This is a genomic window from Enterobacter cloacae complex sp. FDA-CDC-AR_0132, from assembly GCF_003010695.1.
Lineage (GTDB): Bacteria > Pseudomonadota > Gammaproteobacteria > Enterobacterales > Enterobacteriaceae > Enterobacter > Enterobacter ludwigii.
In genome coordinates, this window is record NZ_CP027618.1 from 2,076,758 (window position 1) to 2,102,116 (window position 25,359).

29 protein-coding genes are annotated in these 25,359 nt (G+C 54.4%); 18 read left to right on the plus strand and 11 right to left on the minus strand.

The window, feature by feature from the left end:
• Window positions 1-38 precede the first annotated feature (38 nt).
• The gene (yjfP, locus tag AM379_RS10055; protein WP_106503661.1) at window positions 39-761 is read left to right on the plus strand and encodes an esterase; all 723 of its coding nucleotides are present in this window, start codon (window positions 39-41) and stop codon (window positions 759-761) included.
• Here yjfP and ulaR read toward each other — a convergent pair.
• Both ulaR and ulaG read right to left on the minus strand, forming a co-directional pair.
• Window positions 758-1,513, minus strand: a complete 756-nt coding sequence (ulaR, locus tag AM379_RS10060) for an HTH-type transcriptional regulator UlaR (RefSeq protein WP_014168326.1) — start codon at window positions 1,511-1,513, stop codon at window positions 758-760. The genes yjfP and ulaR overlap by 4 nt on opposite strands.
• A 111-nt stretch (window positions 1,514-1,624) precedes the next feature.
• Window positions 1,625-2,689, minus strand: a complete 1,065-nt coding sequence (ulaG, locus tag AM379_RS10065) for an L-ascorbate 6-phosphate lactonase (protein WP_020882936.1) — start codon at window positions 2,687-2,689, stop codon at window positions 1,625-1,627.
• Between the two features lie 358 nt (window positions 2,690-3,047).
• Between ulaG and ulaA the strand changes: the two genes are divergently transcribed.
• The 6 genes from ulaA to AM379_RS10095 are packed head-to-tail and all read left to right on the plus strand — an operon-like array spanning window position 3,048 to window position 7,456.
• Window positions 3,048-4,448, plus strand: coding sequence for a PTS ascorbate transporter subunit IIC (gene ulaA / locus AM379_RS10070; protein WP_025206247.1), 1,401 nt, complete (start codon window positions 3,048-3,050; stop codon window positions 4,446-4,448).
• A 12-nt stretch (window positions 4,449-4,460) separates the two neighbouring features.
• Window positions 4,461-4,766, plus strand: a complete 306-nt coding sequence (gene ulaB, locus AM379_RS10075; RefSeq protein WP_014168329.1) for a PTS ascorbate transporter subunit IIB — start codon at window positions 4,461-4,463, stop codon at window positions 4,764-4,766.
• Window positions 4,767-4,775: 9 nt separating this feature from the next.
• Window positions 4,776-5,243, plus strand: a complete 468-nt coding sequence (ulaC, locus tag AM379_RS10080; protein WP_014168330.1) for a PTS ascorbate transporter subunit IIA — start codon at window positions 4,776-4,778, stop codon at window positions 5,241-5,243.
• A 13-nt stretch (window positions 5,244-5,256) separates the two neighbouring features.
• Entirely contained in the window at window positions 5,257-5,907 is a 651-nt protein-coding gene (ulaD, locus tag AM379_RS10085; protein ID WP_106503662.1) for a 3-keto-L-gulonate-6-phosphate decarboxylase UlaD, read from the plus strand.
• Between the two features lie 9 nt (window positions 5,908-5,916).
• Entirely contained in the window at window positions 5,917-6,777 is an 861-nt protein-coding gene (locus AM379_RS10090; protein ID WP_014168332.1) for an L-ribulose-5-phosphate 3-epimerase, read from the plus strand.
• Window positions 6,770-7,456: an L-ribulose-5-phosphate 4-epimerase gene (locus AM379_RS10095; RefSeq protein ID WP_032679424.1), complete on the plus strand. Its 687-nt coding sequence runs from the start codon at window positions 6,770-6,772 to the stop codon at window positions 7,454-7,456. The genes AM379_RS10090 and AM379_RS10095 overlap by 8 nt, the downstream gene beginning before the upstream one ends.
• A 141-nt stretch (window positions 7,457-7,597) precedes the next feature.
• Here AM379_RS10095 and yjfY read toward each other — a convergent pair whose 3' ends face one another.
• Entirely contained in the window at window positions 7,598-7,873 is a 276-nt protein-coding gene (gene yjfY / locus AM379_RS10100; protein WP_025206244.1) for a DUF1471 family protein YjfY, read from the minus strand.
• A gap of 341 nt (window positions 7,874-8,214) precedes the next feature.
• On the opposite strand from yjfY, the gene rpsF reads away from it, so the two are divergent.
• The 5 genes from rpsF (at window position 8,215) to AM379_RS10125 (ending at window position 10,734) form a co-directional block, all read left to right on the plus strand.
• Window positions 8,215-8,610, plus strand: coding sequence for a 30S ribosomal protein S6 (gene rpsF, locus AM379_RS10105; protein ID WP_014068637.1), 396 nt, complete (start codon window positions 8,215-8,217; stop codon window positions 8,608-8,610).
• Between the two features lie 6 nt (window positions 8,611-8,616).
• Window positions 8,617-8,931, plus strand: a complete 315-nt coding sequence (gene priB, locus AM379_RS10110; RefSeq protein WP_014068638.1) for a primosomal replication protein N — start codon at window positions 8,617-8,619, stop codon at window positions 8,929-8,931.
• Between the two features lie 4 nt (window positions 8,932-8,935).
• Window positions 8,936-9,163, plus strand: a complete 228-nt coding sequence (gene rpsR, locus AM379_RS10115) for a 30S ribosomal protein S18 (RefSeq protein ID WP_000135199.1) — start codon at window positions 8,936-8,938, stop codon at window positions 9,161-9,163.
• Between the two features lie 41 nt (window positions 9,164-9,204).
• Window positions 9,205-9,654 carry a 50S ribosomal protein L9 gene (gene rplI / locus AM379_RS10120; RefSeq protein ID WP_014168334.1) on the plus strand — a complete coding sequence of 150 codons (450 nt, stop codon included), beginning with the start codon at window positions 9,205-9,207 and terminating at the stop codon, window positions 9,652-9,654.
• Between the two features lie 150 nt (window positions 9,655-9,804).
• Window positions 9,805-10,734, plus strand: coding sequence for a DMT family transporter (locus tag AM379_RS10125; RefSeq protein ID WP_025205818.1), 930 nt, complete (start codon window positions 9,805-9,807; stop codon window positions 10,732-10,734).
• A 45-nt stretch (window positions 10,735-10,779) separates the two neighbouring features.
• On the opposite strand, the gene AM379_RS10130 is transcribed toward AM379_RS10125, so the two are convergent.
• Window positions 10,780-11,424, minus strand: coding sequence for an OapA family protein (locus AM379_RS10130; RefSeq protein ID WP_020882930.1), 645 nt, complete (start codon window positions 11,422-11,424; stop codon window positions 10,780-10,782).
• A gap of 233 nt (window positions 11,425-11,657) precedes the next feature.
• Between AM379_RS10130 and fklB the strand changes: the two genes are divergently transcribed.
• Both fklB and cycA read left to right on the plus strand, forming a co-directional pair.
• Window positions 11,658-12,278, plus strand: a complete 621-nt coding sequence (gene fklB, locus AM379_RS10135; protein ID WP_025205816.1) for an FKBP-type peptidyl-prolyl cis-trans isomerase — start codon at window positions 11,658-11,660, stop codon at window positions 12,276-12,278.
• 313 nt (window positions 12,279-12,591) lie between these two features.
• On the plus strand, window positions 12,592-14,001 hold the full coding sequence (cycA, locus tag AM379_RS10140) for a D-serine/D-alanine/glycine transporter (RefSeq protein ID WP_014168338.1): 1,410 nt from the start codon (window positions 12,592-12,594) through the stop codon (window positions 13,999-14,001).
• Window positions 14,002-14,066: 65 nt separating this feature from the next.
• Here the strand turns inward: cycA and ytfE are convergent, their stop codons facing one another.
• Window positions 14,067-14,729: an iron-sulfur cluster repair protein YtfE gene (gene ytfE / locus AM379_RS10145; RefSeq protein WP_106503663.1), complete on the minus strand. Its 663-nt coding sequence runs from the start codon at window positions 14,727-14,729 to the stop codon at window positions 14,067-14,069.
• Between the two features lie 244 nt (window positions 14,730-14,973).
• Between ytfE and AM379_RS10150 the strand changes: the two genes are divergently transcribed.
• Complete coding sequence (locus AM379_RS10150; protein WP_025205815.1) at window positions 14,974-16,623, plus strand: methyl-accepting chemotaxis protein; 1,650 nt, start codon at window positions 14,974-14,976, stop codon at window positions 16,621-16,623.
• Here the strand turns inward: AM379_RS10150 and AM379_RS10155 are convergent.
• The 3 genes from AM379_RS10155 to AM379_RS10165 form a co-directional block, all read right to left on the minus strand.
• On the minus strand, window positions 16,620-17,585 hold the full coding sequence (locus AM379_RS10155) for a DMT family transporter (protein WP_050737595.1): 966 nt from the start codon (window positions 17,583-17,585) through the stop codon (window positions 16,620-16,622). The genes AM379_RS10150 and AM379_RS10155 overlap by 4 nt on opposite strands.
• 75 nt (window positions 17,586-17,660) lie before the next feature.
• Window positions 17,661-18,485 (minus strand): AraC family transcriptional regulator, encoded by an 825-nt coding sequence (locus tag AM379_RS10160; protein WP_106503664.1) that lies wholly within the window; start codon window positions 18,483-18,485, stop codon window positions 17,661-17,663.
• An 81-nt stretch (window positions 18,486-18,566) separates the two neighbouring features.
• The gene (locus AM379_RS10165) at window positions 18,567-19,415 is read right to left on the minus strand and encodes an SDR family oxidoreductase (protein WP_106503665.1); all 849 of its coding nucleotides are present in this window, start codon (window positions 19,413-19,415) and stop codon (window positions 18,567-18,569) included.
• 84 nt (window positions 19,416-19,499) lie between these two features.
• Between AM379_RS10165 and AM379_RS10170 the strand changes: the two genes are divergently transcribed.
• Entirely contained in the window at window positions 19,500-19,886 is a 387-nt protein-coding gene (locus tag AM379_RS10170) for a winged helix-turn-helix transcriptional regulator (protein ID WP_106503666.1), read from the plus strand.
• Between the two features lie 44 nt (window positions 19,887-19,930).
• On the opposite strand, the gene AM379_RS10175 is transcribed toward AM379_RS10170, so the two are convergent.
• Window positions 19,931-21,874 (minus strand): bifunctional 2',3'-cyclic-nucleotide 2'-phosphodiesterase/3'-nucleotidase, encoded by a 1,944-nt coding sequence (locus tag AM379_RS10175; RefSeq protein WP_106503667.1) that lies wholly within the window; start codon window positions 21,872-21,874, stop codon window positions 19,931-19,933.
• A 190-nt stretch (window positions 21,875-22,064) separates the two neighbouring features.
• On the opposite strand from AM379_RS10175, the gene cysQ reads away from it, so the two are divergent.
• The gene (gene cysQ / locus AM379_RS10180) at window positions 22,065-22,805 is read left to right on the plus strand and encodes a 3'(2'),5'-bisphosphate nucleotidase CysQ (RefSeq protein WP_014168346.1); all 741 of its coding nucleotides are present in this window, start codon (window positions 22,065-22,067) and stop codon (window positions 22,803-22,805) included.
• Here the strand turns inward: cysQ and AM379_RS10185 are convergent.
• Window positions 22,799-23,356, minus strand: coding sequence for a YtfJ family protein (locus AM379_RS10185; protein WP_014168347.1), 558 nt, complete (start codon window positions 23,354-23,356; stop codon window positions 22,799-22,801). The genes cysQ and AM379_RS10185 overlap by 7 nt on opposite strands.
• Window positions 23,357-23,680: 324 nt before the next feature.
• Between AM379_RS10185 and AM379_RS10190 the strand changes: the two genes are divergently transcribed.
• Complete coding sequence (locus tag AM379_RS10190) at window positions 23,681-23,887, plus strand: DUF1107 domain-containing protein (RefSeq protein WP_003856054.1); 207 nt, start codon at window positions 23,681-23,683, stop codon at window positions 23,885-23,887.
• A gap of 78 nt (window positions 23,888-23,965) precedes the next feature.
• Here the strand turns inward: AM379_RS10190 and AM379_RS10195 are convergent, their stop codons facing one another.
• Window positions 23,966-25,303: a hemolysin family protein gene (locus AM379_RS10195; protein ID WP_014168349.1), complete on the minus strand. Its 1,338-nt coding sequence runs from the start codon at window positions 25,301-25,303 to the stop codon at window positions 23,966-23,968.
• Between the last annotated feature and the right edge of the window lie 56 nt (window positions 25,304-25,359).

Below are 25,359 nucleotides of genomic sequence, written 5' to 3' on the forward strand. Positions count from 1 at the left end.
CTCAACATTATGAATCATTCATCATTACAGGGTCGACAATGATTGAAATTGAAATACGCCATCTGGGTGATCGTGAAATATTACACGCAACACCCGCCGGAAAACGTGAGGAACCACTGCCTGTTATAGTGTTTTATCATGGATTTACCTCATCGAAGCTGGTCTACAGCTATTTTGCGGTGGCACTCGCGCAGGCCGGTTTTCGTGTGGTCATGCCGGATGCACCTGACCACGGCGCACGTTTTACCGGCAACGAACAGGCGCGGATTGGGCAGTTCTGGCACATTCTGCACGGTAGCCTGACCGAGTTTGCCGGGCTGCGCGATGCGCTTTACCAGGCAGGGCTGGTGGCTGATAATCGGCTGGCCGTGGCTGGGGCATCGATGGGCGGAATGGCGGCGCTGGGGATCATGACGCACCATCCAGAAGTGAAGTCAGTGGCTTGTCTGATGGGCTCGGGCTACTTCACCTCACTGGCGAAGACGCTTTTTCCACCTCAGGCACTCACGGAGGTTGAGGCGGCGCTTGCAGAGTGGGAGGTTACCCGGGCGTTACCGCGTCTGGCCGATCGTCCTTTGCTGTTGTGGCATGGTGATGCGGACGATGTGGTCCCACCCGGAGAAACGTTCCGGCTTCAGCAGGCGCTGCAGCACGAGGGGCTGGATGGCAACCTGACCTGCCTGTGGGAAGCGGGCGTTCGCCACCGCATTACGCCAACGGCGCTGGACGCCACGGTGGACTTCTTCCGCCAGCACCTTTAAACGCACAGGACGTTGACACCCTGATCTTTCAGTTTCTGGAGGATCTCAGGGTTGGCACCTTTGCCGGTGATCACCATGTCTATCTGTTCAGCACGGCTGAACAGCATTCCTGCGCGTTCGCCCACTTTACTGCTGTCGACCAGCACAACGAGCTTGCCCACCACGTTAAGCATGTTTTGTTCTGCCATGGCGGTCAACATATCGGTTTTGTAGAGGCCATCCGCGGTCAGGCCTTTGCCACTGGTAAACATCCAGTGTCCGGCATAAAGACTGTTTTCGCTGTCCTGCGGGCTGAGCGTAATGGACTGGCTCTTGTTGTACTGGCCGCCCATGATCACCACGCTCTCATGCTCCTGATCGATAAGATAGTTGGCGAGCGGCAAATAGTTCGTGATGATTTGTACCGGCTTTCCGCACATCTCCCGACCTAACAGAAACGCCGTGGAGCCGCAGTTGATCACCACGCTCTCGCCGGGGTTCACCAGCTGCGATGCCGCTCTGGCAATACGGACTTTTTCATCATGATTTTGCGCCTGATGAATGTTCATCGGCGTCCAGCGTGGACGCTGCTGGCTAATCGCTTCCGCACCGTTGCGGACTTTTTTCAGCTTACCGCTTTCATCCAGCTTATTAATATCCCGCCGCGCTGTTGCCGGGGAAATCCCTAAACGTTCGATCACTTTCTCAACGGTGACAAACCCTGTTTGCGCCAGGAGTTCCAGTAATATTTGATGCCGTTGCGCTTCCGTCATGAGCTATTCCGATAAGAATTGATTTTAAAAGATGATATTTGAAATAGCGTGAAATTACTAAAAGAAATATGAAACCGCCAGACACTCGGGTCTGGCGATGGGCCTTAATAATCAGAGGAATGACTTGAACGGCAGGTCTGGCTCAAGAGTAAAGCAATCATCAAAGCCACGTGGGTAGTGATACTCGAGATTGTCTTTGTCCAGCGGCCAGGTGAACTTGCCTCCTACCTGCCAGATGAACGGCTTAAAGCCATACTTCAGGCGATCTTTTTTCATTTCCCACAGTACGCGTATCTCCTGCGGGTCGGCCTGGAAGTTTGACCAGATATCGTGGTGGAAAGGGATCACTACTTTGGTGTTCAGCGCTTCCGCCATGCGCAGCATATCGGCGCTGGTCATTTTATCTGTAATGCCGCGTGGGTTCTCCCCGTATGAGCCGAGCGCCACATCAATCTGATGCTCATTGCCGTGCTTTGCATAGTAGTTTGAGTAGTGAGAGTCACCGCTGTGGTACAGGGAACCGCCGGGCGTTTTAAACAGGTAGTTCACCGCACGTTCGTCCATACCGTCTGGCAGTACGCCTGCGGCTTTCTGATCGGCCGGAAGGGTAATCAGTGCAGTGCGGTCAAAGGCATCCAGCGCGTGGATCTCAACGTCTTTAATTTTGACCACATCGCCCGGTTTCATGACGATGCAGCGCTCTTTCGGTACGCCCCAGCCGATCCATAAATCCACGCAGGTTTGCGGCCCGATGAACGGTACGTCATCGGCACAGTTTTGCATGACCGCTGCCGCCACGTTGACATCAATATGATCGTTATGATCGTGCGTAGAGAGAACGGCATCGATCTGGCGAATGGCGAACGGATCAAGAACAAACGGTGTGGTACGCAGGTTTGGCTGAAGTTTTTCCACGCCCGCCATGCGTTGCATCTGATGGCCTTTTTTCATCAGCGGGTTACCGTGACTCTGTTTGCCGGTGCCGCACCAGAAATCGACACAAATATTCGCGCCACCTTCTGATTTCAGCCAGATCCCCGTGCACCCCAGCCACCACATTGCAAAGGTACCAGGAGCAACCTGTTCCTGCTCAATCTCTTCATTCAGCCAGCTACCCCATTCCGGGAAAGTGCTCAGAATCCATGATTCACGGGTAATGGTGTTCACTTTACTCATCGTTTTGACTCCTGGTTTAATCAAAAGTAATCAATTGGTGATTTGTTGTGATTAATGCTGGCACCATTTCACGCGCATTGCAACGATCAAAATGTGTAATTTTATCTGCCTGACGTCACGGACGCTCTTCTCGCTTCTTGTTATCTTTTACCGTATTAATCATTAATTGCATGAATTATATGGAAATAATTCTATGTGGCATGCCGAAGTGAAAATCATTACTAACACCAGGGAAATAATTTGCGTGATGCGTCACAAATAATCAGATTTAATCTTGTGATGATTATTTGTGATTAATAGAGTGTTGTCACCAACCGCACAGGGATTGCCCCTCGTGTTCTCATTTCTGGAGAGAGTTATGGAGATCCTCTACAACGTCTTTACCGTGTTCTTTAATCAGGTAATGACTAATGCCCCGCTGTTGTTGGGCATCGTGACGTGCCTTGGCTATATCCTGCTGCGTAAAAGCGTCAGCGTTATTATTAAAGGCACCATTAAAACCATCATCGGTTTCATGCTGTTGCAGGCGGGTTCAGGCATTTTGACCGGCACCTTCAAGCCGGTAGTGGCCAAAATGTCGGAAGTCTATGGCATCAACGGCGCCATCTCTGACACCTACGCCTCGATGATGGCCACCATCGATCGCATGGGCGATGCCTACAGCTGGGTAGGGTATGCGGTCCTGCTCGCGCTGGCGCTGAACATCATTTACGTTCTGTTGCGCCGCATTACCGGTATTCGCACCATCATGCTGACTGGCCATATCATGTTCCAGCAGGCAGGGCTGATTGCGGTTTCCTTCTTTATCTTTGGCTACCCAATGTGGACGACCATTATCTGCACCGCGGTGCTGGTCTCGCTCTACTGGGGTATCACCTCCAACATGATGTACAAGCCCACGCAGGACGTCACCGACGGTTGCGGCTTCTCCATCGGCCACCAGCAGCAGTTTGCCTCCTGGATTGCCTATAAAGTCGCGCCGTATCTGGGCAAAAAAGAAGAGAGCGTCGAAGATCTTAAACTGCCGGGCTGGCTGAATATTTTCCACGACAATATCGTTTCTACGGCGATTGTGATGACCCTCTTCTTCGGTGCCATTCTGCTCTCCTTTGGCATTGACGTCGTACAGGCGATGGCGGGTAAAACCCACTGGACGGTCTATATCCTGCAGACCGGTTTCTCCTTCGCGGTGGCGATTTTCATTATCACCCAGGGCGTGCGTATGTTCGTTGCCGAGCTGTCCGAAGCCTTCAACGGTATCTCTCAGCGTCTGATTCCAGGTGCGGTACTGGCGATTGACTGCGCGGCTATCTACAGCTTCGCGCCAAACGCGGTGGTCTGGGGCTTCATGTGGGGCACCATCGGCCAGCTGATTGCGGTGGGTATCCTGGTGGGCTGCGGCTCTTCCATTCTGATCATTCCTGGCTTTATCCCGATGTTCTTCTCCAACGCCACCATCGGCGTCTTTGCGAACCACTTTGGTGGCTGGCGCGCGGCGCTCAAGATCTGCCTGGTGATGGGGATGGTGGAAATCTTCGGGTGTGTGTGGGCGGTCAAGCTCACCGGTATGAGCGCCTGGATGGGCATGGCCGACTGGTCAATTCTGGCGCCACCGATGATGCAGGGCTTCGCCTCCGTTGGCCTGATCTTTATGGCCGTCATCATCCTCATTGCTCTGGCTTATATGTTCTTCGCTGGTCGCTCTCTGCGGGCTGAAGAAGATGCAGAAAAACAAACAGCAGAAGTTTCTGCTCATTAAGGAGTTTCGATTATGACCGTACGTATCCTGGCTGTGTGTGGCAATGGGCAAGGGAGTTCCATGATCATGAAGATGAAAGTGGACCAGTTTTTAACCCAGTCAAACATCGACCACACGGTGAACAGCTGCGCAGTGGGCGAATACAAAAGTGAACTGAACGGCGCGGACATCATCATCGCCTCTACCCACATCGCCGGTGAGATCACCGTGACAGGCAACAAATATGTGGTAGGCGTGCGCAACATGCTGTCGCCAGCCGACTTTGGGCCAAAGCTGCTGGAAGTGATCAACGCGCATTTCCCACAAGATGTGAAGTAAGGACGCACCATGAAACTACGTGATTCGCTGGCAGAGAACAGCTCCATCCTTTTACAGGCCGACGCCAGCACCTGGCAGGAGGCGGTGAAACTTAGCGTAGATCTGCTGGTAAAAGCTGATGTTGTCGAGCCGCGTTATTACCAGGCCATTCTGGATGGTGTTGCAGAGCACGGCCCTTACTTCGTGATTGCACCAGGGCTGGCGATGCCGCATGGCCGCCCGGAAGAGGGCGTTAAAAAAACCGGCTTTGCGCTGGTTACGCTGAAAACACCACTGGCTTTCAACCACGAAGATAACGACCCGGTCGACATCCTCATCACCATGGCGGCTGTTGATGCCAACACTCACCAGGAGGTGGGCATTATGCAGATCGTGAATCTGTTTGATGATGAGGCCAACTTCGACCGTTTACGCGCCTGCCGCACCGAGCAGGACGTGCTGGATTTAATTGATAACGCCACTGCGGCGGCAGTTTAAGAGGGAATTGAAAATGTCATTACCAATGTTGCAGGTCGCGCTGGATAACCAGACTCTGTCTCACGCTTACGAAACCACCCGCCTGATTGCGGAAGAAGTGGACATCATCGAAGTCGGTACCATTCTGTGCGTGGGCGAAGGCGTTCGCGCCGTCCGCGACCTGAAGGCGCTGTATCCGCATAAAATCGTGCTGGCGGATGCCAAGATTGCCGATGCGGGCAAAATTCTTTCCCGTATGTGTTTTGAAGCCAATGCCGACTGGGTCACCGTTATTTGCTGTGCGGATATCAACACGGCTAAAGGTGCGCTGGATGTGGCAAAAGAGTTCAACGGTGATGTGCAGATTGAGCTGACCGGGTTCTGGACCTGGGAGCAGGCGCAGGAGTGGCGTGACGCGGGCATTCAACAGGTGGTTTATCACCGCAGCCGTGATGCGCAGGCCGCTGGGGTAGCGTGGGGGGACGCGGATATCAGCGCGATTAAGCGTCTGGCCGATATGGGCTTCAAAGTGACCGTGACCGGAGGCCTGGCGCTGGAAGATCTGCCGCTCTTCAAAGATATCCCAATTCATGTCTTTATCGCAGGCCGTAGCATCCGTGATGCCGCCTCTCCGGTAGAAGCCGCGCGTCAGTTCAAACGCTCAATCGCTCAGCTTTGGGGCTAAGGAGCGGGTATGTTGTCTAAACAAGTCCCGCTCGGCATCTATGAAAAGGCACTCCCTGCGGGGGAGTGCTGGCTGGAGCGGCTGCAACTGGCGAAACAACTCGGTTTCGATTTTGTCGAAATGTCAGTGGATGAGACAGACGAACGCCTGTCTCGCCTGGACTGGAGCCGCGAACAGCGTCTGGCACTGGTAAGCGCCATCGCTGAAACGGGGGTACGTGTGCCTTCCCTGTGCCTCAGCGCCCACCGTCGTTTTCCGCTTGGCAGTGAAGATGATGCTGTGCGTGCTCAGGGGCTGGAGATCATGCGTAAAGCCATTCGCTTTGCCCAGGATGTCGGCATCCGTGTGATCCAGTTGGCGGGGTATGACGTTTACTATCAGGACGCCAATAATGAAACGCGCCGTCGTTTTCGTGACGGCCTGAAAGAGAGCGTCGACATGGCCAGCCGTGCTCAGGTGACGCTGGCGATGGAGATCATGGATTATCCGTTAATGAACTCCATCAGCAAGGCGCTGGGTTACGCGCACTACCTGAATAATCCGTGGTTCCAGCTCTACCCTGATATCGGCAATCTGTCAGCCTGGGATAACGACGTGCAGATGGAACTGCAGGCGGGTATTGGTCATATCGTGGCGGTTCATGTCAAAGATACCCGGCCTGGTGTATTCAAAAATGTTCCGTTCGGCACCGGGGTGGTGGATTTCGAACGGTGCTTCCAGACGCTCAAACAGACAGGGTATTGCGGGCCTTACCTGATTGAGATGTGGAGTGAAACGTCGGACGACCCGGCAGCCGAAGTGGCGAAGGCGCGGGACTGGGTCCGTGAACGTATGGCGCGGGCTGGGTTGATGGAGGCTGAGCATGCATAAGCTTAAGCAGCAGGTCTTTGAGGCCAATATGGATCTACCTCGCTACGGTCTGGTGACGTTTACCTGGGGTAACGTCAGCGCCATCGACCGTGAGCAGGGGCGGGTCGTGATTAAGCCCAGCGGTGTGCCCTATGAGTCCATGACCGCCGACGACATGGTGGTTGTGGATCTTCATGGCAACGTGGTTGACGGAAAGTGGCGTCCTTCTTCTGATACCGCCACCCATCTGGCACTGTATCAGCGTTATCCCTCCCTGGGCGGCGTTGTACATACACACTCGACCCATGCCACGGCCTGGGCGCAGGCAGGGCTGCCCATTCCGGCTCTTGGCACCACGCATGCAGACTACTTCTTTGGCGATATTCCCTGCACGCGGGCATTAACGCAGGCCGAAGTGGAAGGGGAGTATGAACTCAACACCGGTCGCGTCATTATCGACACGCTGGCTGAGCGTGAGCCGCTGCATACGCCGGGTATTGTGGTGTATCAGCACGGTCCATTCTCGTGGGGAAAAGACGCTCACGATGCCGTGCATAACGCGGTGGTGATGGAGGAAGTGGCGCGAATGGCGTGGATCGCCCGCGGCATCAATCCGCAGCTTCAGGGCATTGATGATTACCTTATGAATAAACATTTCATGCGTAAACATGGGCCCAACGCCTATTACGGGCAGAAGTGAATAAGTGCTCTGGAATACCGAAAAACAGTTGTAACCGGTGGTATTTCAGAGCCATTAGCAAAAAAAAGCCCCCGGGCAGGGGGCAAGTTAAACTATGGCTATGTTCTCTTTGTTGGCTTTCCTGGTGCTAGCGTTAAAGCGTTATCGGTAGATATCTGCACTGGCGTGCATATTGCCGTTGCTGCCGGGCTCACGCATCAGTATGACGTGATAATATTGTGCACCCTGAGCATCGGTCTCTTGATTGAGTGCCTGATCTGCTTCACTTTCAGTGGCGAAATTATGATTGATGTAGATTACGCCTAAGCTCTGCACATCATCCATGTTTTGGGCCTGCCGGCCGTCTATCTTGATGGCTGCCATCGCGTTTGCACTGAGCAAAAGTGCAGCCATTACGGCAAATGCGATTTTTTTCATGATATGCGCTCCACGACTGCGTGCTGTGAAAGGGGGTGTTGCTCTCCTTTTATAAATAAGGTCTCTGATTAAAGTGTAATCACTTATCCGGCGGGGATGCGTGACCATTTCTGATGCTGTTGTTCAAAAAAACAACGCTTCCTGATGTGATTAATTTTAAATCACCCACTTAGACCAGCTTTACGCTTTGTGCGAATTATTTGTGCAATCAGCTTGAGTTTCCAGGGGCGCGCAAGTATTATGACGCGTCAATTTTTCAGCCGACCTTTAACACGTTCCTTGCCTCCCCGGGCCTCGGCTGACCCAGACAGGAGGCTGAATAATCCGTAAGGAGCAATTCGATGCGTCATTACGAAATCGTTTTTATGGTCCATCCTGACCAGAGCGAACAGGTTCCGGGCATGATCGAGCGCTACTCTGCTGCCATCACTGGTGCAGAAGGTACGATCCACCGTCTGGAAGACTGGGGCCGCCGTCAGCTGGCTTACCCGATTAACAAACTGCACAAAGCACACTACGTTCTGATGAACGTTGAAGCGCCGCAGGAAGTGATCGATGAGCTGGAAACTACCTTCCGCTTCAACGATGCCGTTATCCGCAGCATGGTTATGCGTACCAAAAACGCAGTGACCGAAGCATCTCCGATGGTTAAAGCGAAAGACGAGCGCCGTGAGCGTCGCGATGATTTCGCAAACGAAACCGCAGATGATTCTGATGCTGGGGATTCTGAAGAGTAATTTCTGATGACCAACCGTCTGGTGTTGTCCGGTACCGTGTGCAGGACCCCCCTTCGTAAGGTCAGTCCATCAGGAATTCCGCATTGCCAGTTCGTGCTTGAGCATCGTTCTGTGCAAGAGGAAGCCGGCTTTCACCGGCAGGCGTGGTGCCAAATGCCCGTTATTATTAGCGGACACGAAAACCAGGCCATTACTCACAGTATAACGGTCGGTAGCGCAGTAATCGTTCAGGGGTTCATTTCTTGCCACAAGGCAAAGAACGGCCTGAGCAAAATGGTTCTGCATGCCGAGCAGATTGATTTGATAGATTCTGGAGACTAGCCATATGGCACGTTATTTCCGTCGTCGCAAGTTCTGCCGTTTCACCGCGGAAGGCGTTCAAGAGATCGACTATAAAGATATCGCAACGCTGAAAAACTACATCACCGAAAGCGGTAAGATTGTCCCAAGCCGTATCACCGGTACTCGTGCAAAATACCAGCGTCAGCTGGCTCGCGCTATCAAACGCGCTCGCTACCTGTCCCTGCTGCCGTACACTGATCGTCATCAGTAATCGGGCACGGTCCATTAATACGACTTTAAGAGGATAAGGTAATGCAAGTTATTCTGCTTGATAAAGTAGCAAACCTGGGCAGCCTGGGTGATCAGGTAAACGTTAAAGCGGGCTACGCTCGTAACTTCCTGGTTCCACAGGGTAAAGCTGTTCCAGCTACCAAGAAAAACGTAGAGTTTTTCGAAGCACGTCGCGCTGAACTGGAAGCCAAACTGGCTGACGTTCTGGCGGCTGCTAATGCTCGCGCTGAGTCAATCAACGCACTGGGCACTGTTACCATCGTTTCCAAAGCTGGCGACGAAGGTAAACTGTTCGGTTCCATCGGTACCCGCGATATCGCTGATGCAGTAACTGCAGCTGGCGTTAAAGTGGCTAAGAGCGAAGTTCGTCTGCCGAACGGTGTTCTGCGTACCACTGGTGAGCACGAAGTGGACTTCCAGGTTCACAGCGAAGTGTTCGCTAAACTGGTTGTTAACGTTGTAGCTGAGTAATTTTACTCTGCTCACGTCGAAGCGCCGGCCTTGTGCCGGCGTTTTGCTTTTTTAAGGGACCAGACTCGCGCTTTAGTGCTTGTAGGGTCGCTATTCCTGGCGCATTCTCTGATAATAAAATGAAACGCAATTTTATTTATGAGATTCGACATGGAAACCGCTCTGCCCACGCCCGTATTTGCCCGTCGAAAGGTGGCCTATGCCTGCGCCACGCTCTGCTGTCTGCTTTGGGGTAGCTCTTACCCGGCCATAAAAAGCGGCTATGAACTCTTCCAGATTGCCACCGATGATATTCCCTCAAAGGTTGTGTTCGCCGGTTACCGTTTTCTGTTTGCGGGTGTGCTGCTGCTTCTCTTTGCATTAGCACAGCGCAAGCCCATCGGCAGGTTCACGCCCGGGCAGTTTGGGCAATTGACCGTCCTGGGGCTGACGCAGACGAGCATTCAGTACACCTTCTTTTATATCGGACTGGCCTACACGACAGGCGTGAACGGCTCGATCATGAACGCCACCGGCACTTTCTTCAGCGTGCTGCTGGCGCATTTCATCTACCACAACGACAAGCTCAGCTATAACAAAACGCTTGGCTGTATTTTGGGCTTTGCCGGAGTGATGCTGGTTAACTTCCACGGCGGGTTAAGCGAATTCAGCTTCGTCTGGAAGGGAGACGGGTTTGTGGTGCTGGCAGCCTTTATCCTTTCTGCCGCCACGCTTTACGGAAAACGCATCTCCCAGACCGTCGACCCGACGGTGATGACCGGCTGGCAGCTCGCTATCGGCGGCGCGGCGCTGGTGGCGGGTGGCTATCTCACGGGAGGGACGCTGGAAGTGCATAGCATGACGGCCGTCGCGGTGCTGGGGTATCTGACGTTACTCTCTTCGGTAGCGTTCGCCCTCTGGAGCGCGCTGCTGAAAGTGAACCGCGTAAGTATGATTGCCCCGTTCAACTTTGTGATCCCCGTTGCCGGGACGGTGCTGTCCGCCATTTTCCTCGGTGAAAACATTCTGGACATCAAATATGCGATTGCGCTGGTGCTGGTCTGCTCGGGGATCTGGTGGGTCAATAAGCGGAGTCACTAAGAAGGGCATTGCCGGGGGGCTGGCTCGCCTTACCCGGCCTGAACATTAACGTGCTCTGATAAAACTACCGTCAGGCTGGCGGGTAAACAGCACCTGCTGGCCATTTCCCGTATCAATCGTGAGCCCGGTGACGACACCGCTGGCATTCTGACGTATCTGCACCAGCTGGCCGTTCTGCAAATTACTGAGCGGCTTGCCCGCGCCTTCCACCTGCGCCATGGCATACACATCGGTTGGCGGCAGATTGTGGTCGCGGAACAGCTGCGCAAGGGTTTTACCCGGCTCTACGCGATAGGAACGCCACTGCTGCTCAATGCCGGTTGGCTGCTGAGCCTGTGGCTCTGCCGGGGCCGCTGCCTGTTCCTGTGGCTGTTCATCCTGAATGGGTTCCGGTTCAACAGGCGCAACCTGTCCCGGATCGTTCGACGGGGTGACCAGTTGCGTCTGCACAGGCTGTGTGTCCGGCTGCGGTCGCGTTTGCGACTGAATATCCAGCTGGGCATTGCGGGTCACCGTCGCGGTGTCGGCGTCATCGCCACCGGAAGGAAGCAGGAAGCCCACGATCACCATCAGCGCGCCAATGATGATCCCTCTGCGATGCAGAGGCGGCAGCGGGTCCATGATGCGAAAATTGTCCGGCGCCTGCCAGATTTTCGCCAGGGTAGGTTTCAGTTCAAATCGCCCGGGCATGGCTCTCCTCCTGCTCCGCGTCTTTTTTATCCTGTGCTCCGAAGTATAGTTTGCTAACTGCCTGAACGGCGTAGCAAACCCGACATCCGTGACATTCGTTCGGGATTAATCCTGGTTCTCTCTATTGTTTCTGTTTCGTCGCGGTTTGTCACCTTAACTTCAGACAAAGTTTTACCCATAAGGGCATGGCTGATATGCTGCCCGCTACTTTAAATGTGATGGAAGGAAAACCCATGACCACCCCGACTTTTGACACTATCGAAGCGCAGGCAAGTTACGGTATCGGCTTGCAGGTAGGACAGCAGCTGAGCGAATCCGGCCTGGAAGGTCTGTTACCCGAAGCGCTGGTGGCGGGTATCGCTGATGCGCTGGAAGGCAACAACCCGGCAGTTCCGGTTGATGTTGTGCACCGTGCGCTGCGTGAAATCCACGAACGTGCTGACGCCGTGCGTCGCGCGCGTTTCGAAGAGATGGCTGCAGAAGGCGTGAAATATCTGGAAGAGAACCGTGAGCGTGAAGGCGTGAACAGCACCGAGTCTGGCCTGCAGTTCCGCGTGATCAATCAGGGCGACGGCGCAATCCCGGCGCGTACTGACCACGTTCGCGTGCACTACACCGGTAAACTGATCGACGGTACGGTGTTCGACAGCTCTGTAGCACGTGGCGAACCGGCTGAATTCCCGGTTAACGGCGTTATCGCGGGCTGGATCGAAGCGCTGACCCTGATGCCAGTGGGTTCCAAATGGGAACTGACTATCCCGCACAACCTGGCGTACGGCGAGCGTGGCGCTGGTGCGTCCATCCCGCCATTCAGCACCCTGGTGTTTGAAGTCGAGCTGCTGGAAATTCTGTAATCAGCTTTTCTTATTTCCTCTCTTCTTCGGGGGAGAGGAATATAGTGATAAAACCTATAGTTACGACGGAATCAACATTTTATCTTGCAAACGAAACTGTTGCGTGTATTTTTGTGAGCTGTTTCGCGTTGTATGAGTGATATGACACTCACTTTAAACATATTATTAACATAATATCCAAATCATAGTATTCATCCCGCCGATTCTTACCTAATATCGATGAGTCCTTTCATGGGGACCGTTATTTTTTTGACGTATTTAAAGGCCAGAAGAGCCTTAACAACACAGACAGGCATAAACAGGAAAATATCACATGGTAGATCAGGTTAAAGTCGTCGCCGACGAAGAGGCGTCGTCTGAACAGTCGCTACGGCGCAATCTCACAAACCGTCATATTCAGCTCATTGCCATCGGGGGTGCCATCGGTACCGGGCTGTTTATGGGGTCAGGTAAAACCATCAGTCTTGCCGGGCCGTCGATCATTTTCGTTTATATGATCATCGGTTTTATGCTCTTCTTCGTGATGCGTGCAATGGGTGAATTGCTGCTCTCGAACCTCGAATATAAGTCCTTTAGCGATTTCGCTTCCGACCTGCTTGGCCCCTGGGCGGGCTACTTCACCGGCTGGACCTACTGGTTCTGTTGGGTGGTGACCGGCATGGCGGATGTGGTCGCCATCACGGCCTACGCGCAGTTCTGGTTCCCGGGGTTATCGGACTGGGTGGCCTCGCTGGCGGTGATTGTTCTGCTGCTGAGCCTTAACCTCGCCACCGTTAAAATGTTCGGTGAGATGGAGTTCTGGTTTGCGATGATCAAAATCGTGGCGATTATCGCCCTGATTGTTGTCGGCCTGGTGATGGTACTGACGCACTTCCAGTCTCCAACTGGCGTTCAGGCTTCGTTCGCGCATCTGTGGAATGACGGCGGCTGGTTCCCGAAAGGCATCAGCGGCTTCTTTGCCGGTTTCCAGATTGCGGTGTTTGCCTTTGTGGGGATTGAGCTGGTCGGTACCACGGCGGCGGAAACTAAAGATCCGGAGAAATCCCTGCCGCGCGCGATTAACTCCATCCCGATTCGTATCATTATGTTCTACGTGTTCGCGCTGATTATCATCATGTCCGTGACGCCGTGGAGCTCCGTTGTACCGACCAAGAGCCCGTTCGTTGAGCTGTTTGTACTGGTTGGACTGCCTGCGGCGGCAAGCCTGATTAACTTCGTGGTGCTGACCTCCGCGGCCTCTTCGGCCAACAGTGGGGTGTTCTCTACCAGCCGTATGCTGTTTGGTCTGGCACAGGAAGGGGTTGCGCCACGCGCGTTTGCCAAACTGTCTAAGCGTGCGGTGCCGGCGAAAGGGCTGACCTTCTCCTGTATCTGCCTGCTGGGCGGTGTGGTGATGCTCTACGTGAATCCGAGTGTGATCGGTGCGTTTACCATGATCACCACGGTCTCTGCGATCCTGTTCATGTTCGTCTGGACCATCATCCTGTGTTCTTACCTGGTGTACCGCAAACAGCGTCCACACCTGCATGAAAAATCGATCTACAAAATGCCGCTGGGCAAGCTGATGTGCTGGGTGTGCATGGCGTTCTTCGTCTTCGTGCTGGTTCTGCTGACGCTGGAAGACGATACCCGTCAGGCGTTAATCGTCACGCCGCTGTGGTTCATCGCGCTGGGGCTGGGATGGTTATTTATCGGTAAGAAACGTATGGCAGGCATGCGTTAATAAAAAAGGCCACAGATGCTGTGGCCGAATGATAACCTCAGGAAGGCGCTCTCGGGCGCCTTTTTTTATTCACCTGCGAGGGCACGCGGGAACAGGACGTTGTTCTCAAGACTGATGTGCTCCATCAGGTCGTCGATCATCTCGTTAATGCCGTTGTACATCGCTTTCCACGTGGTGCACGCCTCTGGTGGCGGTGTAACGTTATGGGTAGTGTGTTTAATCACTTCCAGCAGTTCGCCTGCATCATCATGTTCGCTTTCCATGACGCTGATGGGCTCCATCGCCTGGCTGCCCATACCCTGTTTGATCATCGGGAAGAGGATTTGCTCCTCTTTCATCATGTGGCTGGAAAGCTCTTCGTGAAGCAGGGTCAGGTATTTCGCCAGACCGCGCGGTACGGAAGGTTTGTCGGCGTGAACGCGCTCCACTTTTGTCGCCTGCAGGATCAGTTCAGGCAGCTGTTCACGGTGACGGTCGTGAAAACGCACGATGATATGGTCGATGATGTCGGCAAGGGCTGCAGTGCGCCAGTCTTTCTCAATGGGCTGCTCAGCCAGTTGCGCCAGCTCCGCTTCAATGAGCCCCACATCCAGCTCTTTACGCGAGGCGGCACGTGCCAGGGTTTGCTTACCGCCACAGCAGTAATCCATATCGTATTTACGAAACAGCGCGGACGCGCGCGGGATGGAGAGCGCCAGCTCGCCAAGGGGTTGGTCGCGGAAGGCCATAGCAGTTACCTCATCATCAATAATATAAAGTGCATTTTAAATGCATCTTTAAGGCGACGCTATAACCCTTTAGAGGGAAGGGGCAAAGTGAGAACTAGATCACAAAAAATTATGACTTTTAACTTGCTGAATGAATGCAGGAAATTACTTTAGAAAGTTTTTTAACGTGGGGAAACAGTAAACAACTCGCCGTGCCTGCCGATATATCCACGTCAGACAAACCTGCATATAAAAAAGGCAACGCATGTTTAAACGTATAAAAGTCATTACCCTTCTTATTTCGGTGCTGCTTGTGCTCGGCATCATGCAAGTCATTTCCGCCGGCATTTTTATCAACGCGCTGAATAACGACAAAGATAACTTCACCGTCTCGCAGCTCTCAAGCCAGAATGTCGCCGAGTTTACCGATGCATGGATCAGCCTCAACCAGGCCCGCGTGACCCTGAACCGCGGCATGCTGCGTCTGCAAAGCAGCATGGCGTCTCAGATTAACGGCGGCCAGTTGAATGAACTGGTGAACACGGCGAAGAACCTGCTGGCGGATGCGCAGTCCCATTACGATAAATACTACGCTTTGCCTAATACTCCGGGTCTGGACGAGAATCTGGCTAACCGTCTGGAAGAGCAGTACCGCATTTACTCCGCCACGCTGACGCAAATGAACGTCCTGCTGGGCCAGGGCAATCTGGAAGATATGTTCAAGCAGAATGCGGAGCAGAAACAGACCGCGATGCAGAACGTGTACCGTGAATGGCGTGAAGCGCAGGCCGTCCTCACGGACAGAGGGATTAAAGACAACGAAAACGATTATAAACGTATCCTGTGGATCCTCTCTGCGGTCATGCTGCTGGTGATTGCCGTGATCGTCTCCAGCTGGATTGCGATGCGCCGCGTTCTGCTGCTGCCGCTGCAGGATGTGATCGGCCATATCCGCGCCATTGCCGCAGGGGATTTGACCCAGCCGATTCAGGCAGAGGGTAAGAATGAAATGGCAATCCTGGCGCGCAACGTTCAGGAGATGCAAACCTCACTGGCAAACACGGTGGGCGTGGTGCGTGAAGGTGCAGACACCATTTACACCGGTGCAGGGGAAATCTCTGCGGGCAGCAACGACCTCTCTTCCCGTACCGAGCAGCAGGCTGCCTCTCTGGAAGAGACGGCTGCCAGCATGGAACAACTGACCGCTACGGTAAAACAAAACGCCGATAACGCACGTCAGGCTTCCCGTCTGGCGCTCGATGCCTCCTCAACCGCGAAGAAGGGCGGTAACGTGGTGGAGGGTGTGGTGCGCACCATGGACGACATTGCGACCAGTTCCAGCAAAATTGCGCAAATTACCAACGTAATCGACGGCATTGCCTTCCAGACCAACATCCTGGCGCTGAACGCGGCGGTGGAAGCCGCGCGTGCAGGCGAGCAGGGCCGTGGCTTTGCGGTGGTCGCAGGTGAGGTGCGTACCCTGGCCCAGCGTAGCGCTCAGGCGGCAAAAGAGATTAAAGCGCTGATCGATGATTCCGGCGAGCGCGTGAATGCTGGCTCACAGCTGGTAAACGAAGCCGGGGCGACGATGGCGGAGATCGTGAATGCGGTCACCCGCGTGACCGACATCATGGGCGAGATTGCCTCTGCCTCTGACGAGCAGAGCCGCGGTATCGATCAGGTAGGTCAGGCGGTGGCCGAGATGGATCGCGTGACCCAGCAGAACGCCTCGCTGGTAGAGGAGTCTGCGGCAGCGGCGGCCGCGCTGGAAGATCAGGCGGCACGCCTGAACGAAGCGGTGGCGGTGTTTAAAATTACCCGCAACCAGGTGGTCAACGCCGCGCCGGTGAAAAGCTACACTCCAGCGGCTAAACCTGTCGCGGCGACGTCTGAAGCGAACTGGGAAACGTTTTAACTCTCTGAAGCCGGAACGACCATCGGTTTTTCCGGCTTTGCTCTCACCGCCATCACGACCCCAACGACCAGCAATATAATCCCGCAGGCGGTTAACAGCGGCGGTACGCTCTGGCGCATCAGGAAGGTGTAAAGCAGCCCGGCCAGCGTTTCGAATACAATCAACGGCCCTAAAATTACCGTCGGCAGCTTCTGGCTGGCGATATTCCAGCACAGCGCGCCCACCCATGAGCAGAGCACCGCAATCGCCAGCATCAGCCCGACGAAGACCCACGGTCTCGGTCCGAACGGTTGAGCGAAATCCGGTTGCTGGTGGCCTAACCAGAGACAGGCCCCCACATAGCCCATAAGCGAAACCGGGAGCGTGACCAACGCCTGAGCCGTCGCCCACATCATCGGGTGTTTATCCGGGTTTTCCCGCAGCCAGCGCGCATTGCGCAGGGCATACCACGCCCAGCACACCACGGAAACGAATGCCAGCAGGATGCCAGAACCGTAACGCAACAGCGAGAAGTCCTCCAGCCCATGCTGCAGCTCGGCAATGTTGACGCAGACCAGCCCCACGGCGGTACACACCAACGCTGGTACCATTTTTGACCACGCCAGTTTCCCGTCGCGGTGGCTGTAAAGCAGGTTAGCGAAGACCGGGATCACCACGGGCAGCGTGCCGATAATCATGGTAGATACCGGTGCACCGGTTCGCTGAATGGCGCTCGCCAGGCAAACATAATAGATAAGGTTGCCCATCATGGTCAGCGCCAGCGCGGTGAACCAGTCCTGTCGGCCGAGCTGACGCAAACGTGCACGACCGAGCCACGCCAGCGGGAGAGCAATCAGCCCCAGTGCCAGATAACGTCCGGTCGACTGCAGTATTGCCGGGTACTCCGGCACGATCAGCGGGCCGACAAAAATCAGTCCCCACATCAGACCCGCAAGCAGGGCATACAACACACCACTAATCATTTTTTCATCCACATCGGTTTATTCTGCGTTCAGTGTAGGAGGGGGAAGGGTGTGCGTATTGTATGAGGTTGCGCATCAGCGCTTAACGACCTGTTTCTGGTAGCGCACGGGGGTAATGCCATAGCGGCGGGTAAAGGCGCGAGTCAAATGGGACTGATCGGTCAGCCCGGTCGCGGCGGCGACTTCGGCGGCGGGCATGCCGCGCGTGAGAAACGCTTTGGCGCGCCACAGGCGGATAGCCATCAGCATCTGATGCGGAGTGACATGGAAATGCGCCTTGAACTGGCGCTGAAAATGGTAGGGGCTCAGTGAGACTACGTTGGCCAGCTCGTCCAGCGTCAGGGCGTGCATGTAGTTGTCGTGCATATACTCACGAACCCGTTCGAACCGGTGTGCACCTTCCCGGGTAACCGGCGCGTGGCGGGCTAACGGCTGGAAGGTCTCGATCAGATCCAGCAGCAAGCCTTTTTGCGCCAGCGGGTCGTCCGTATGCCACAGGCCATAGATAAGCCTGCCGATTTGCTGTGAGCGCAGCGGGTCATGGCGGGTTACGTCGCTAAACCACCAGTGGCGAAGGCCGGTCACCTCTTCCAGCAGATCGGGTTCAATGTAAACCATCCGGTAGCGCCAGCCGCCATCCGTCGCCGACTCCCCGGTGTGGAGCTCGTCCGGGTTCATGGTCACGACGGATTTTTCCGCCGCGAGATGCTGGGTACCGCGATAGCGAAAGCGTTCGGCACCGGTTTCAATGGTGCCGATGCCGAAGGCTTCATGCGTATGAGGCTCAAAGGCGTAGTCAGAAATATGCGCGTGATAAAGCTCCAGGCCCGGCAAATGCGCCAGATGGCGAAAGCGCGCGCTGTCTCTCTCATCAATGAACTGTTCCGGTACGCCCTGCACGGTGAACCTCCTCATGAGTCATCTCTCCATTATCAGAGATGACCCGAGGGGATGCTACAAAAAATAACCATTTTGCAACATTTACAGAATGGCTTTAATGCTCTCTGAAAGCGGTGTGGTTGGACGCCCGATCAGTTTGCTCAGCGTATGGCTGTCATCAAACAGACCGCCTTTAGACGCGCCCACATCGGAATCCGCCAGCATATCCGCCAGCCCGGCAGGCAGGCCAATGCCCTTCAGCGCCGCGGCAAAATCCGCTTCGCTCATGTTCTGATACGCCACGTTTTTGCCGCTCTGTTTGCTGAGTTCGGCCGCCAGTTCACTCAGCGTCCAGGCGTGGTCGCCGGCCAGCTCGTATACGTTGCCTGCATGGCCGTCCCCGGAGATGACTTTTGCCGCGGCAGCCGCGTAATCCGCACGGGTGGCAGAGGCGATTTTGCCTTCACCGGCCGCGCCAATAAATACGCCATGCTCCAGCGCGGGTGGTGCGCTCGCCAGATAGTTTTCTGTGTACCAGCCGTTACGCAGCAGGGCGTAAGGGATGCCGGACTCCGCCAGCGCCTTCTCCGTCGCGACGTGTTCAGCGTGCAGACCCAGCGGCGATTTATCCGCATGCAGCAGGCTGGTATAGGCGATGAATTTCACGCCCGCGGCTTTGGCAGCATTAATGACGTTCTGATGTTGGGTGGCGCGCTGACCCACTTCGCTGGAGGAGATCAGCAGCAGCTTATCTACGCCCTTAAGCGCGGAGGTCAATGTGCTTTCGTCAGCGTAATCCCCCTGACGAACGGTAATTCCCTGCTGGCTCAGGGCTTCAGCTTTTGCCGGATTGCGGACAATCGCCACAATCTGGTTTGCCGGTACGGTGTTTAACAGCTGTTCGATAACGAGCTGGCCAAGCTGGCCGGTTGCGCCGGTAATTGCGATCATGATGAATCCTCTTCGTGTTTGTCTGGTGTTGTGGCACACTAGCACCATAGCTAACTTTTAGTAAGTACGTACATAAAGGTAAGTATGAAAACAACGATACCGACACTCAGCGAACAAATGCGCGAAGGCAACCTCTTCGCGGAACAGTGTCCTTCCAGAGAGGTTCTCAAACATGTCACCAGCCGCTGGGGCGTGCTGATTCTGGTGGCCCTGCGACAGGGAACCCACCGTTTCAGCGACCTGCGCCGAAAAATGGGGGGCGTCAGCGAAAAGATGCTGGCCCAGTCGCTACAGGCGCTGGAACAGGACGGGTTTGTTAATCGCGTCTCGTATCCGGTTGTACCACCGCACGTTGAGTATAGCCTGACGCCGTTAGGGACAGAGGTGAGTGAGAAAGTGGCCGCGCTGGCGGACTGGATAGAAGTGCATACGCCGCAGGTGATGGCGAACCGGGAAGAACGCGCGGCGTAAAGGCAGGCCGGGTAAGGCGAAGCCGCTACCCGGCACACACCGCGTTACTTGCTTAAATCCACCTGATAAATGGCGAAGCCAATATCATCCGTTGCAACTTTCTTCATCGGATAGTGGGCGTTATCGTTAATAAACGCCGCCGCTTTATCGGACGGTGAAGTTTCAAAACGGATGTCCAGCGGCGTGTCGCTGTGAATGGGAGCCAGGCGCCAGTTGTTGTCCACTGCCGGATGAATGCCCCCCGCTTTTTTGGACTCCGCGCTGATCCACGCCGCCAGCACCGAGCGGTTCTCGTCCGGTGAGGCAAAGGCAATATGGCTATCTCCCGTGCCGGCAAACTTGCCGCCGTAGGCGCGGTAGTTATTGGTTACCACCAGGAAGGTGGCATTCGGGTCGATGGCTTTGCCCTTAAAGGTCAGGTTTTTGATGCGCTCGGCCTGCGGGTTAATGACCTGGCATTCGCCGTCATATTTTGCAGGCTGGGTAACATCAATCTGATACTCCACACCGTCAATCACGTCAAAGTTATAGGTCCGGAACCCGTCCCAGTTAATCAGCGACTGCGGTTTACTGCTCTTCGGATCGATCTGGTTAAACTGCCCGGCGGAGCACTCCAGCCATTCCTTCACCTCTTTACCCGTCGCTTTCACTACCACCAGGGTGTTCGGATAGAGATAGAGATCGGCGGCGTTACGGAAGGTCAGCTGGCCCTTTTCGACTTCAACGTAGCTTGCCGGGTCATTCTTACGCCCGCCCACTTTGAACGGTGCCGCGGCCGACAGCACCGGCAGTTTTGCCAGGTCCGGGTCGCCCTGAATAACGTGTTCGACATAGGCTTTTTGCGCCATGTTAACCACCTGGACAGTGGGGTCATCCTGCACCAGCGCCAGGTAGCTGTACATGTTATCCGCCGATTTACCGATCGGCTTGCTGACGAAGTCGCGGGTGGCGTCGTGGTCATGCTTCAGCACGTCGACCAGTTTTTTATCTTCGGCGGCCAGTGATTTTTTAGCCGCAGCGTCGTAAATCGGGCGCGCCTCTGCTTTTGACTGAGTGACCTTCCAGTCGCCGCCGTCGTTATTGAGGACCAGATCCACCACACCAAGGTGGTCGCCCCACATGCCCGGCATCACCGATGGCACGCCATTGAGCGTCCCTTTCTCGATGTCTGCATCCTTAATGTTGGCAAAGTCCTTACCCGGGAAGACCGCGTGGGCGTGGCCGAACAGAATCGCATCGACGCCCGGGACTTCACTCAGATAATAAACGGAGTTTTCCGCCATGGCCTGATACGGATCGGCGGAGAGTCCCGAGTGCGCAACCACCACCACCAGTTCTGCGCCTTTTTCGCGCATTTCCGGCACGTATTTGCGCGCAGTTTCGGTAATATCGTTAACGGTCACTTTACCGTCGAGGTTGGCTTTATCCCAGGTCATGATTTGCGGCGGCACAAAGCCGATATAGCCGATTTTAAGCGTCTGTTTTTTACCGTCCTGATCGACAACCTCGGTCTCTTTAATCAGATAGGGGGTAAAGAGCGGCTTCTGCGTCTTAACGTCGATGATATTGGCGTTAACGTACGGGAATTTCGCGCCAGCCAGCGCATCGTGCAGGTACTTCAGGCCGTAGTTAAATTCGTGGTTGCCCAGGTTGCCGACGGTATAGTCCAGGGTGTTCATCGCTTTATACACCGGGTGGATCTCGCCTTTCTTCAGCCCCTTCGCGGCCATGTAGTCCCCGAGCGGGCTACCCTGAATGAGATCGCCGTTGTCGACCAGCACGCTGTTTTTAACTTCATTGCGGGCGGCAGCGATCAAACTTGCCGTGCGTACCAGTCCGAATTTTTCCGTCGGGGTATCTTTGTAGTAATCGAAGTCCATCATGTTGCTGTGCAGGTCGGTAGTTTCCAGAATTCGCAGGTCTACCGTCGCCGCCTGTACGCTCACTGCAATCAGCGTCGCCAGGAGCGTTGCGCTAAACTTAATCATCAGAGGAGTCCTTTTTTCGATCCAGGCCACAAAAGAATATGTATCTATAGCGTGTTGCTTACATAAATGTGAATCCTGACAGAAAAAAGCGCCATGAAACCAGAATTGCTTCACAGATAGCGGAATTGTTCCCATTACGATATAACTAAAACAAAGAGTTAACCCCACTGCGTTAACAAAGAGGTGGAGAATGTTAGATAAGATTTGTCAGCTCGCACGGGATGCGGGAGATGCCATCATGCAGGTGTATGACGGTGCAAAACCGATGGAGGTCGTCAGCAAGGCAGATGACTCTCCGGTCACCGCGGCAGATATCGCGGCTCACAAGGTGATCCTGCAAGGGCTGCAGGCCTTAACGCCGGATATCCCGGTCCTGTCAGAAGAAGCGCCGCAGAGCTGGGACGAGCGTCAGCACTGGCAGCGTTACTGGCTGGTGGACCCCCTCGACGGCACCAAAGAGTTTATCAAGCGTAACGGTGAGTTCACCGTCAACATCGCGCTGATTGAAAAAGGCAAAGCGGTGCTTGGGGTGGTATACGCGCCGGTGATGAAGGTCATGTACAGCGCTGCAGACGGTAAGGCGTGGAAGGAAGAGTGCGGCGTGCGTAAGCAGATTCAGGTGCGCGATGCGCGTCCACCGCTGGTGGTGATCAGCCGGTCGCACAGCGACAGTGAACTGCAGGAATATCTGCAACAGCTGGGTGAACACCAGACGACCTCGATTGGTTCATCACTGAAATTCTGTCTGGTGGCGGAAGGCCATGCCCAGCTCTACCCTCGCTTTGGGCCAACGAACGTCTGGGATACCGCGGCAGGGCATGCGGTCGCCACGGCCGCCGGGGCACATGTTCATGACTGGCAGGGTAAGCCGCTGGACTACACCCCGCGCGAATCCTTCCTTAACCCCGGCTTCCGCGTCTCTATTTATTGAGCCAGCAGTTTGTGCAGCAGGGCGACAACCTGCTGCACCTCTTCCTGGGTTAATGCCCCGTCTTTCACCCACTGCACGCGGCCGTCTTTATCCAGCACGATGATTGCGGAACTCTCTTCCTCCAGCTGCCACGCCTTACGCGTCACGCCGTTGCTGTCGACAATAAACTGCGACCACGGATAGAGTTTTTTATTGCTCTCAAGGCTTGAACGCACAAACATGCCGGAGCCAGGAATGGCATCGTCAGTATTAACAATTGTGGTGGTCTGGTAGCGGTCGTGTGGGAATTTTGCGGCCTTGATCGCTTCCACCAGGTTGGCATTTTTCTCTTTTGCGGATGTACGACCGGCAATATGTTGTACAACTCTCACTTTGCCTGCGAGCTGCGCGCTATTCCACGCTTTGTAGCTAAACTTATCATTGTCGAGAATCAATTCTCCCCGGTCAGCAATGCCGACTGGTGGTACTCGTTGTCCTTTTTCAATCGCGTGAGCGCTAGCCCACAGGGGCAGAAGCAGGCAGGCTGCTGCAAGGATAGTTCGTAGGGTCATGGTGTTTCCTTATTGTTTGCAGGTGATCCGACCACTTGGTCATACGCTTTTAATCATAAGTGCGATCAATGTGGTTTTCCCGCAATCCCGATGCCAGTTTGCGGGTGAACGCACATATCCATGAAAAAACGACGGCTTATACTGCCCTGAGTGAAGCTTTGCAAAGATTATTCTGAATAATTGTAATCAAACGGTAAATAAACTTATGCATACTGGGTAACACCGTAGTTCTGGTCTATAGTCTTTGGGCAACAAAATTTGCGCTCAGGACAGTCGGGCCGATTGTGGCACCGCAAGAGCGTATGATTCGCAGGAGATACAAGAATGAAAATTTTTCAACGCTACAACCCGCTTCAGGTGGCGAAGTACGTGAAGATCCTGTTCCGTGGACGGTTGTATATCAAGGATGTTGGCGCTTTTGAGTTTGATAAGGGCAAGATCCTTATCCCAAAAGTGAAGGACAAGCAGCACCTGTCTGTGATGTCTGAAGTCAACCGTCAGGTTATGCGTCTGCAAACTGAGATGGCTTAACCAACGTGCTATGCAGTAGTAAAAAACGCAGTTGATAAAAAAACGGCTCCCGATGGGAGCCGTTGATGTTTATGGGCCTTACGCCGACACTTTCTCTTCTGCGTCAGGCATTCGCGGCACCAGCACGGTCGGTTTATTATCGATACGCGTCACCAGCAACTGGTCGATGCGGTAGTTATCAATATCCACCACTTCAAACTTGTAGCCAGAGAACTTCACCGAGTCGGTACGTTTCGGGATTTTTCGCAGCATAAACATCATAAAGCCGCCAATGGTCTCGTAATTACCTGACTGCGGGAACTCGTCGATATCCAGCACGCGCATGACATCGTCAATCGGCGTACCGCCGTCGATAAGCCATGAGTTCTCGTCACGCTGAACAATCTGCTCTTCCAGCCCCTGGCCAACCAGGTCGCCCATCAGCGTGGTCATCACATCGTTGAGGGTGATGATGCCCACCACCAGCGCGTATTCGTTCATGATAACGGCAAAATCTTCACCGGCCGTTTTGAAACTTTCCAGCGCTTCAGAGAGGGTGAGGGTATCCGGAACAATCAGGGTATTGCGGATCTGAACGCCGCTGTTGAGCGCCAGGCTCTGGTTGGCCAGCACGCGGTTCAGCAGGTCTTTCGAGTCCACATAACCGATGATGTGGTCGATATCTTCATTACAGACCAGGAACTTGGAGTGCGGGTGCTCGGCCACCTTTTGCTTCAGGCTCTGCTCGTCTTCGTGCAGGTCGAACCAAATCACGTTTTCGCGTCCGGTCATGGATGACGGTACGGTACGGGATTCCAGCTCAAACACGTTCTCAATCAACTCGTGCTCCTGCTTGCGCAGCACGCCCGCCAGGGCACCCGCTTCGAAGACCGCATAGATATCATCAGAGGTGATATCGTCTTTTCGCACCATCGGAATTTTAAACAGGCGGAAAATGCTATTGGCCAGGCCGTTGAAGAACCACACCAGCGGACGGAACAGGAACAGGCAGAAGCGCATCGGGTTGATGATGCGCAAAGCCACAGCTTCTGGCGCAATCATACCGATGCGTTTCGGGGTCAGATCAGCGAAGAGGATGAACAGGCCAGTCACCAGCGAGAAGGAGAGAATAAAACTCAGTTGCTCGGAGAGTTCAGGTGAAAAGTAGCGTGCGAAGAGGCCATGAAACACCGGTGAAAATGCTGCATCCCCCACGATACCGCCCAGGATGGCGACCGCGTTAAGGCCAATCTGCACCACGGTGAAAAACATTCCCGGGTTTTCCTGCATTTTGAGTATGCGTGATGCGTTAACGTTGCCTTCGTCAGCAAGCAGTTTCAGTTTGATTTTACGGGAGGCGGCCAGCGAGATCTCGGATATCGAGAAAAATGCACTGACGGCAATGAGACAAAGTATCACTAAAATACTGTTTAACATAGTTTATCCGGCTTCAGCCAGATCCTCGGAAGGGAAGTTAATTACATTTGTGTGAA

What these genes read in the sequence shown, in the direction of transcription:
- AM379_RS10125 (WP_025205818.1), top strand. Translation starts at nt 9,805, where the DNA reads ATGGAAACCGCTCTGCCCACGCCCGTATTTGCCCGTCGAAAGGTGGCC.
- AM379_RS10175 (WP_106503667.1), bottom strand. Translation starts at nt 21,874, where the DNA reads ATGATTAAGTTTAGCGCAACGCTCCTGGCGACGCTGATTGCAGTGAGC.
- AM379_RS10165 (WP_106503665.1), bottom strand. Translation starts at nt 19,415, where the DNA reads ATGATCGCAATTACCGGCGCAACCGGCCAGCTTGGCCAGCTCGTTATC.
- ulaA (WP_025206247.1), top strand. Translation starts at nt 3,048, where the DNA reads ATGGAGATCCTCTACAACGTCTTTACCGTGTTCTTTAATCAGGTAATG.
- AM379_RS10185 (WP_014168347.1), bottom strand. Translation starts at nt 23,356, where the DNA reads ATGACCCTACGAACTATCCTTGCAGCAGCCTGCCTGCTTCTGCCCCTG.
- ytfE (WP_106503663.1), bottom strand. Translation starts at nt 14,729, where the DNA reads ATGGCCTTCCGCGACCAACCCCTTGGCGAGCTGGCGCTCTCCATCCCG.
- rpsR (WP_000135199.1), top strand. Translation starts at nt 8,936, where the DNA reads ATGGCACGTTATTTCCGTCGTCGCAAGTTCTGCCGTTTCACCGCGGAA.
- ulaC (WP_014168330.1), top strand. Translation starts at nt 4,776, where the DNA reads ATGAAACTACGTGATTCGCTGGCAGAGAACAGCTCCATCCTTTTACAG.
- cycA (WP_014168338.1), top strand. Translation starts at nt 12,592, where the DNA reads ATGGTAGATCAGGTTAAAGTCGTCGCCGACGAAGAGGCGTCGTCTGAA.
- ulaG (WP_020882936.1), bottom strand. Translation starts at nt 2,689, where the DNA reads ATGAGTAAAGTGAACACCATTACCCGTGAATCATGGATTCTGAGCACT.
- AM379_RS10130 (WP_020882930.1), bottom strand. Translation starts at nt 11,424, where the DNA reads ATGCCCGGGCGATTTGAACTGAAACCTACCCTGGCGAAAATCTGGCAG.
- ulaD (WP_106503662.1), top strand. Translation starts at nt 5,257, where the DNA reads ATGTCATTACCAATGTTGCAGGTCGCGCTGGATAACCAGACTCTGTCT.
- AM379_RS10090 (WP_014168332.1), top strand. Translation starts at nt 5,917, where the DNA reads ATGTTGTCTAAACAAGTCCCGCTCGGCATCTATGAAAAGGCACTCCCT.
- yjfP (WP_106503661.1), top strand. Translation starts at nt 39, where the DNA reads ATGATTGAAATTGAAATACGCCATCTGGGTGATCGTGAAATATTACAC.
- AM379_RS10155 (WP_050737595.1), bottom strand. Translation starts at nt 17,585, where the DNA reads ATGATTAGTGGTGTGTTGTATGCCCTGCTTGCGGGTCTGATGTGGGGA.
- AM379_RS10195 (WP_014168349.1), bottom strand. Translation starts at nt 25,303, where the DNA reads ATGTTAAACAGTATTTTAGTGATACTTTGTCTCATTGCCGTCAGTGCA.
- rpsF (WP_014068637.1), top strand. Translation starts at nt 8,215, where the DNA reads ATGCGTCATTACGAAATCGTTTTTATGGTCCATCCTGACCAGAGCGAA.
- cysQ (WP_014168346.1), top strand. Translation starts at nt 22,065, where the DNA reads ATGTTAGATAAGATTTGTCAGCTCGCACGGGATGCGGGAGATGCCATC.
- rplI (WP_014168334.1), top strand. Translation starts at nt 9,205, where the DNA reads ATGCAAGTTATTCTGCTTGATAAAGTAGCAAACCTGGGCAGCCTGGGT.
- fklB (WP_025205816.1), top strand. Translation starts at nt 11,658, where the DNA reads ATGACCACCCCGACTTTTGACACTATCGAAGCGCAGGCAAGTTACGGT.
- yjfY (WP_025206244.1), bottom strand. Translation starts at nt 7,873, where the DNA reads ATGAAAAAAATCGCATTTGCCGTAATGGCTGCACTTTTGCTCAGTGCA.
- AM379_RS10170 (WP_106503666.1), top strand. Translation starts at nt 19,500, where the DNA reads ATGAAAACAACGATACCGACACTCAGCGAACAAATGCGCGAAGGCAAC.
- ulaB (WP_014168329.1), top strand. Translation starts at nt 4,461, where the DNA reads ATGACCGTACGTATCCTGGCTGTGTGTGGCAATGGGCAAGGGAGTTCC.
- priB (WP_014068638.1), top strand. Translation starts at nt 8,617, where the DNA reads ATGACCAACCGTCTGGTGTTGTCCGGTACCGTGTGCAGGACCCCCCTT.
- AM379_RS10150 (WP_025205815.1), top strand. Translation starts at nt 14,974, where the DNA reads ATGTTTAAACGTATAAAAGTCATTACCCTTCTTATTTCGGTGCTGCTT.
- ulaR (WP_014168326.1), bottom strand. Translation starts at nt 1,513, where the DNA reads ATGACGGAAGCGCAACGGCATCAAATATTACTGGAACTCCTGGCGCAA.
- AM379_RS10095 (WP_032679424.1), top strand. Translation starts at nt 6,770, where the DNA reads ATGCATAAGCTTAAGCAGCAGGTCTTTGAGGCCAATATGGATCTACCT.
- AM379_RS10190 (WP_003856054.1), top strand. Translation starts at nt 23,681, where the DNA reads ATGAAAATTTTTCAACGCTACAACCCGCTTCAGGTGGCGAAGTACGTG.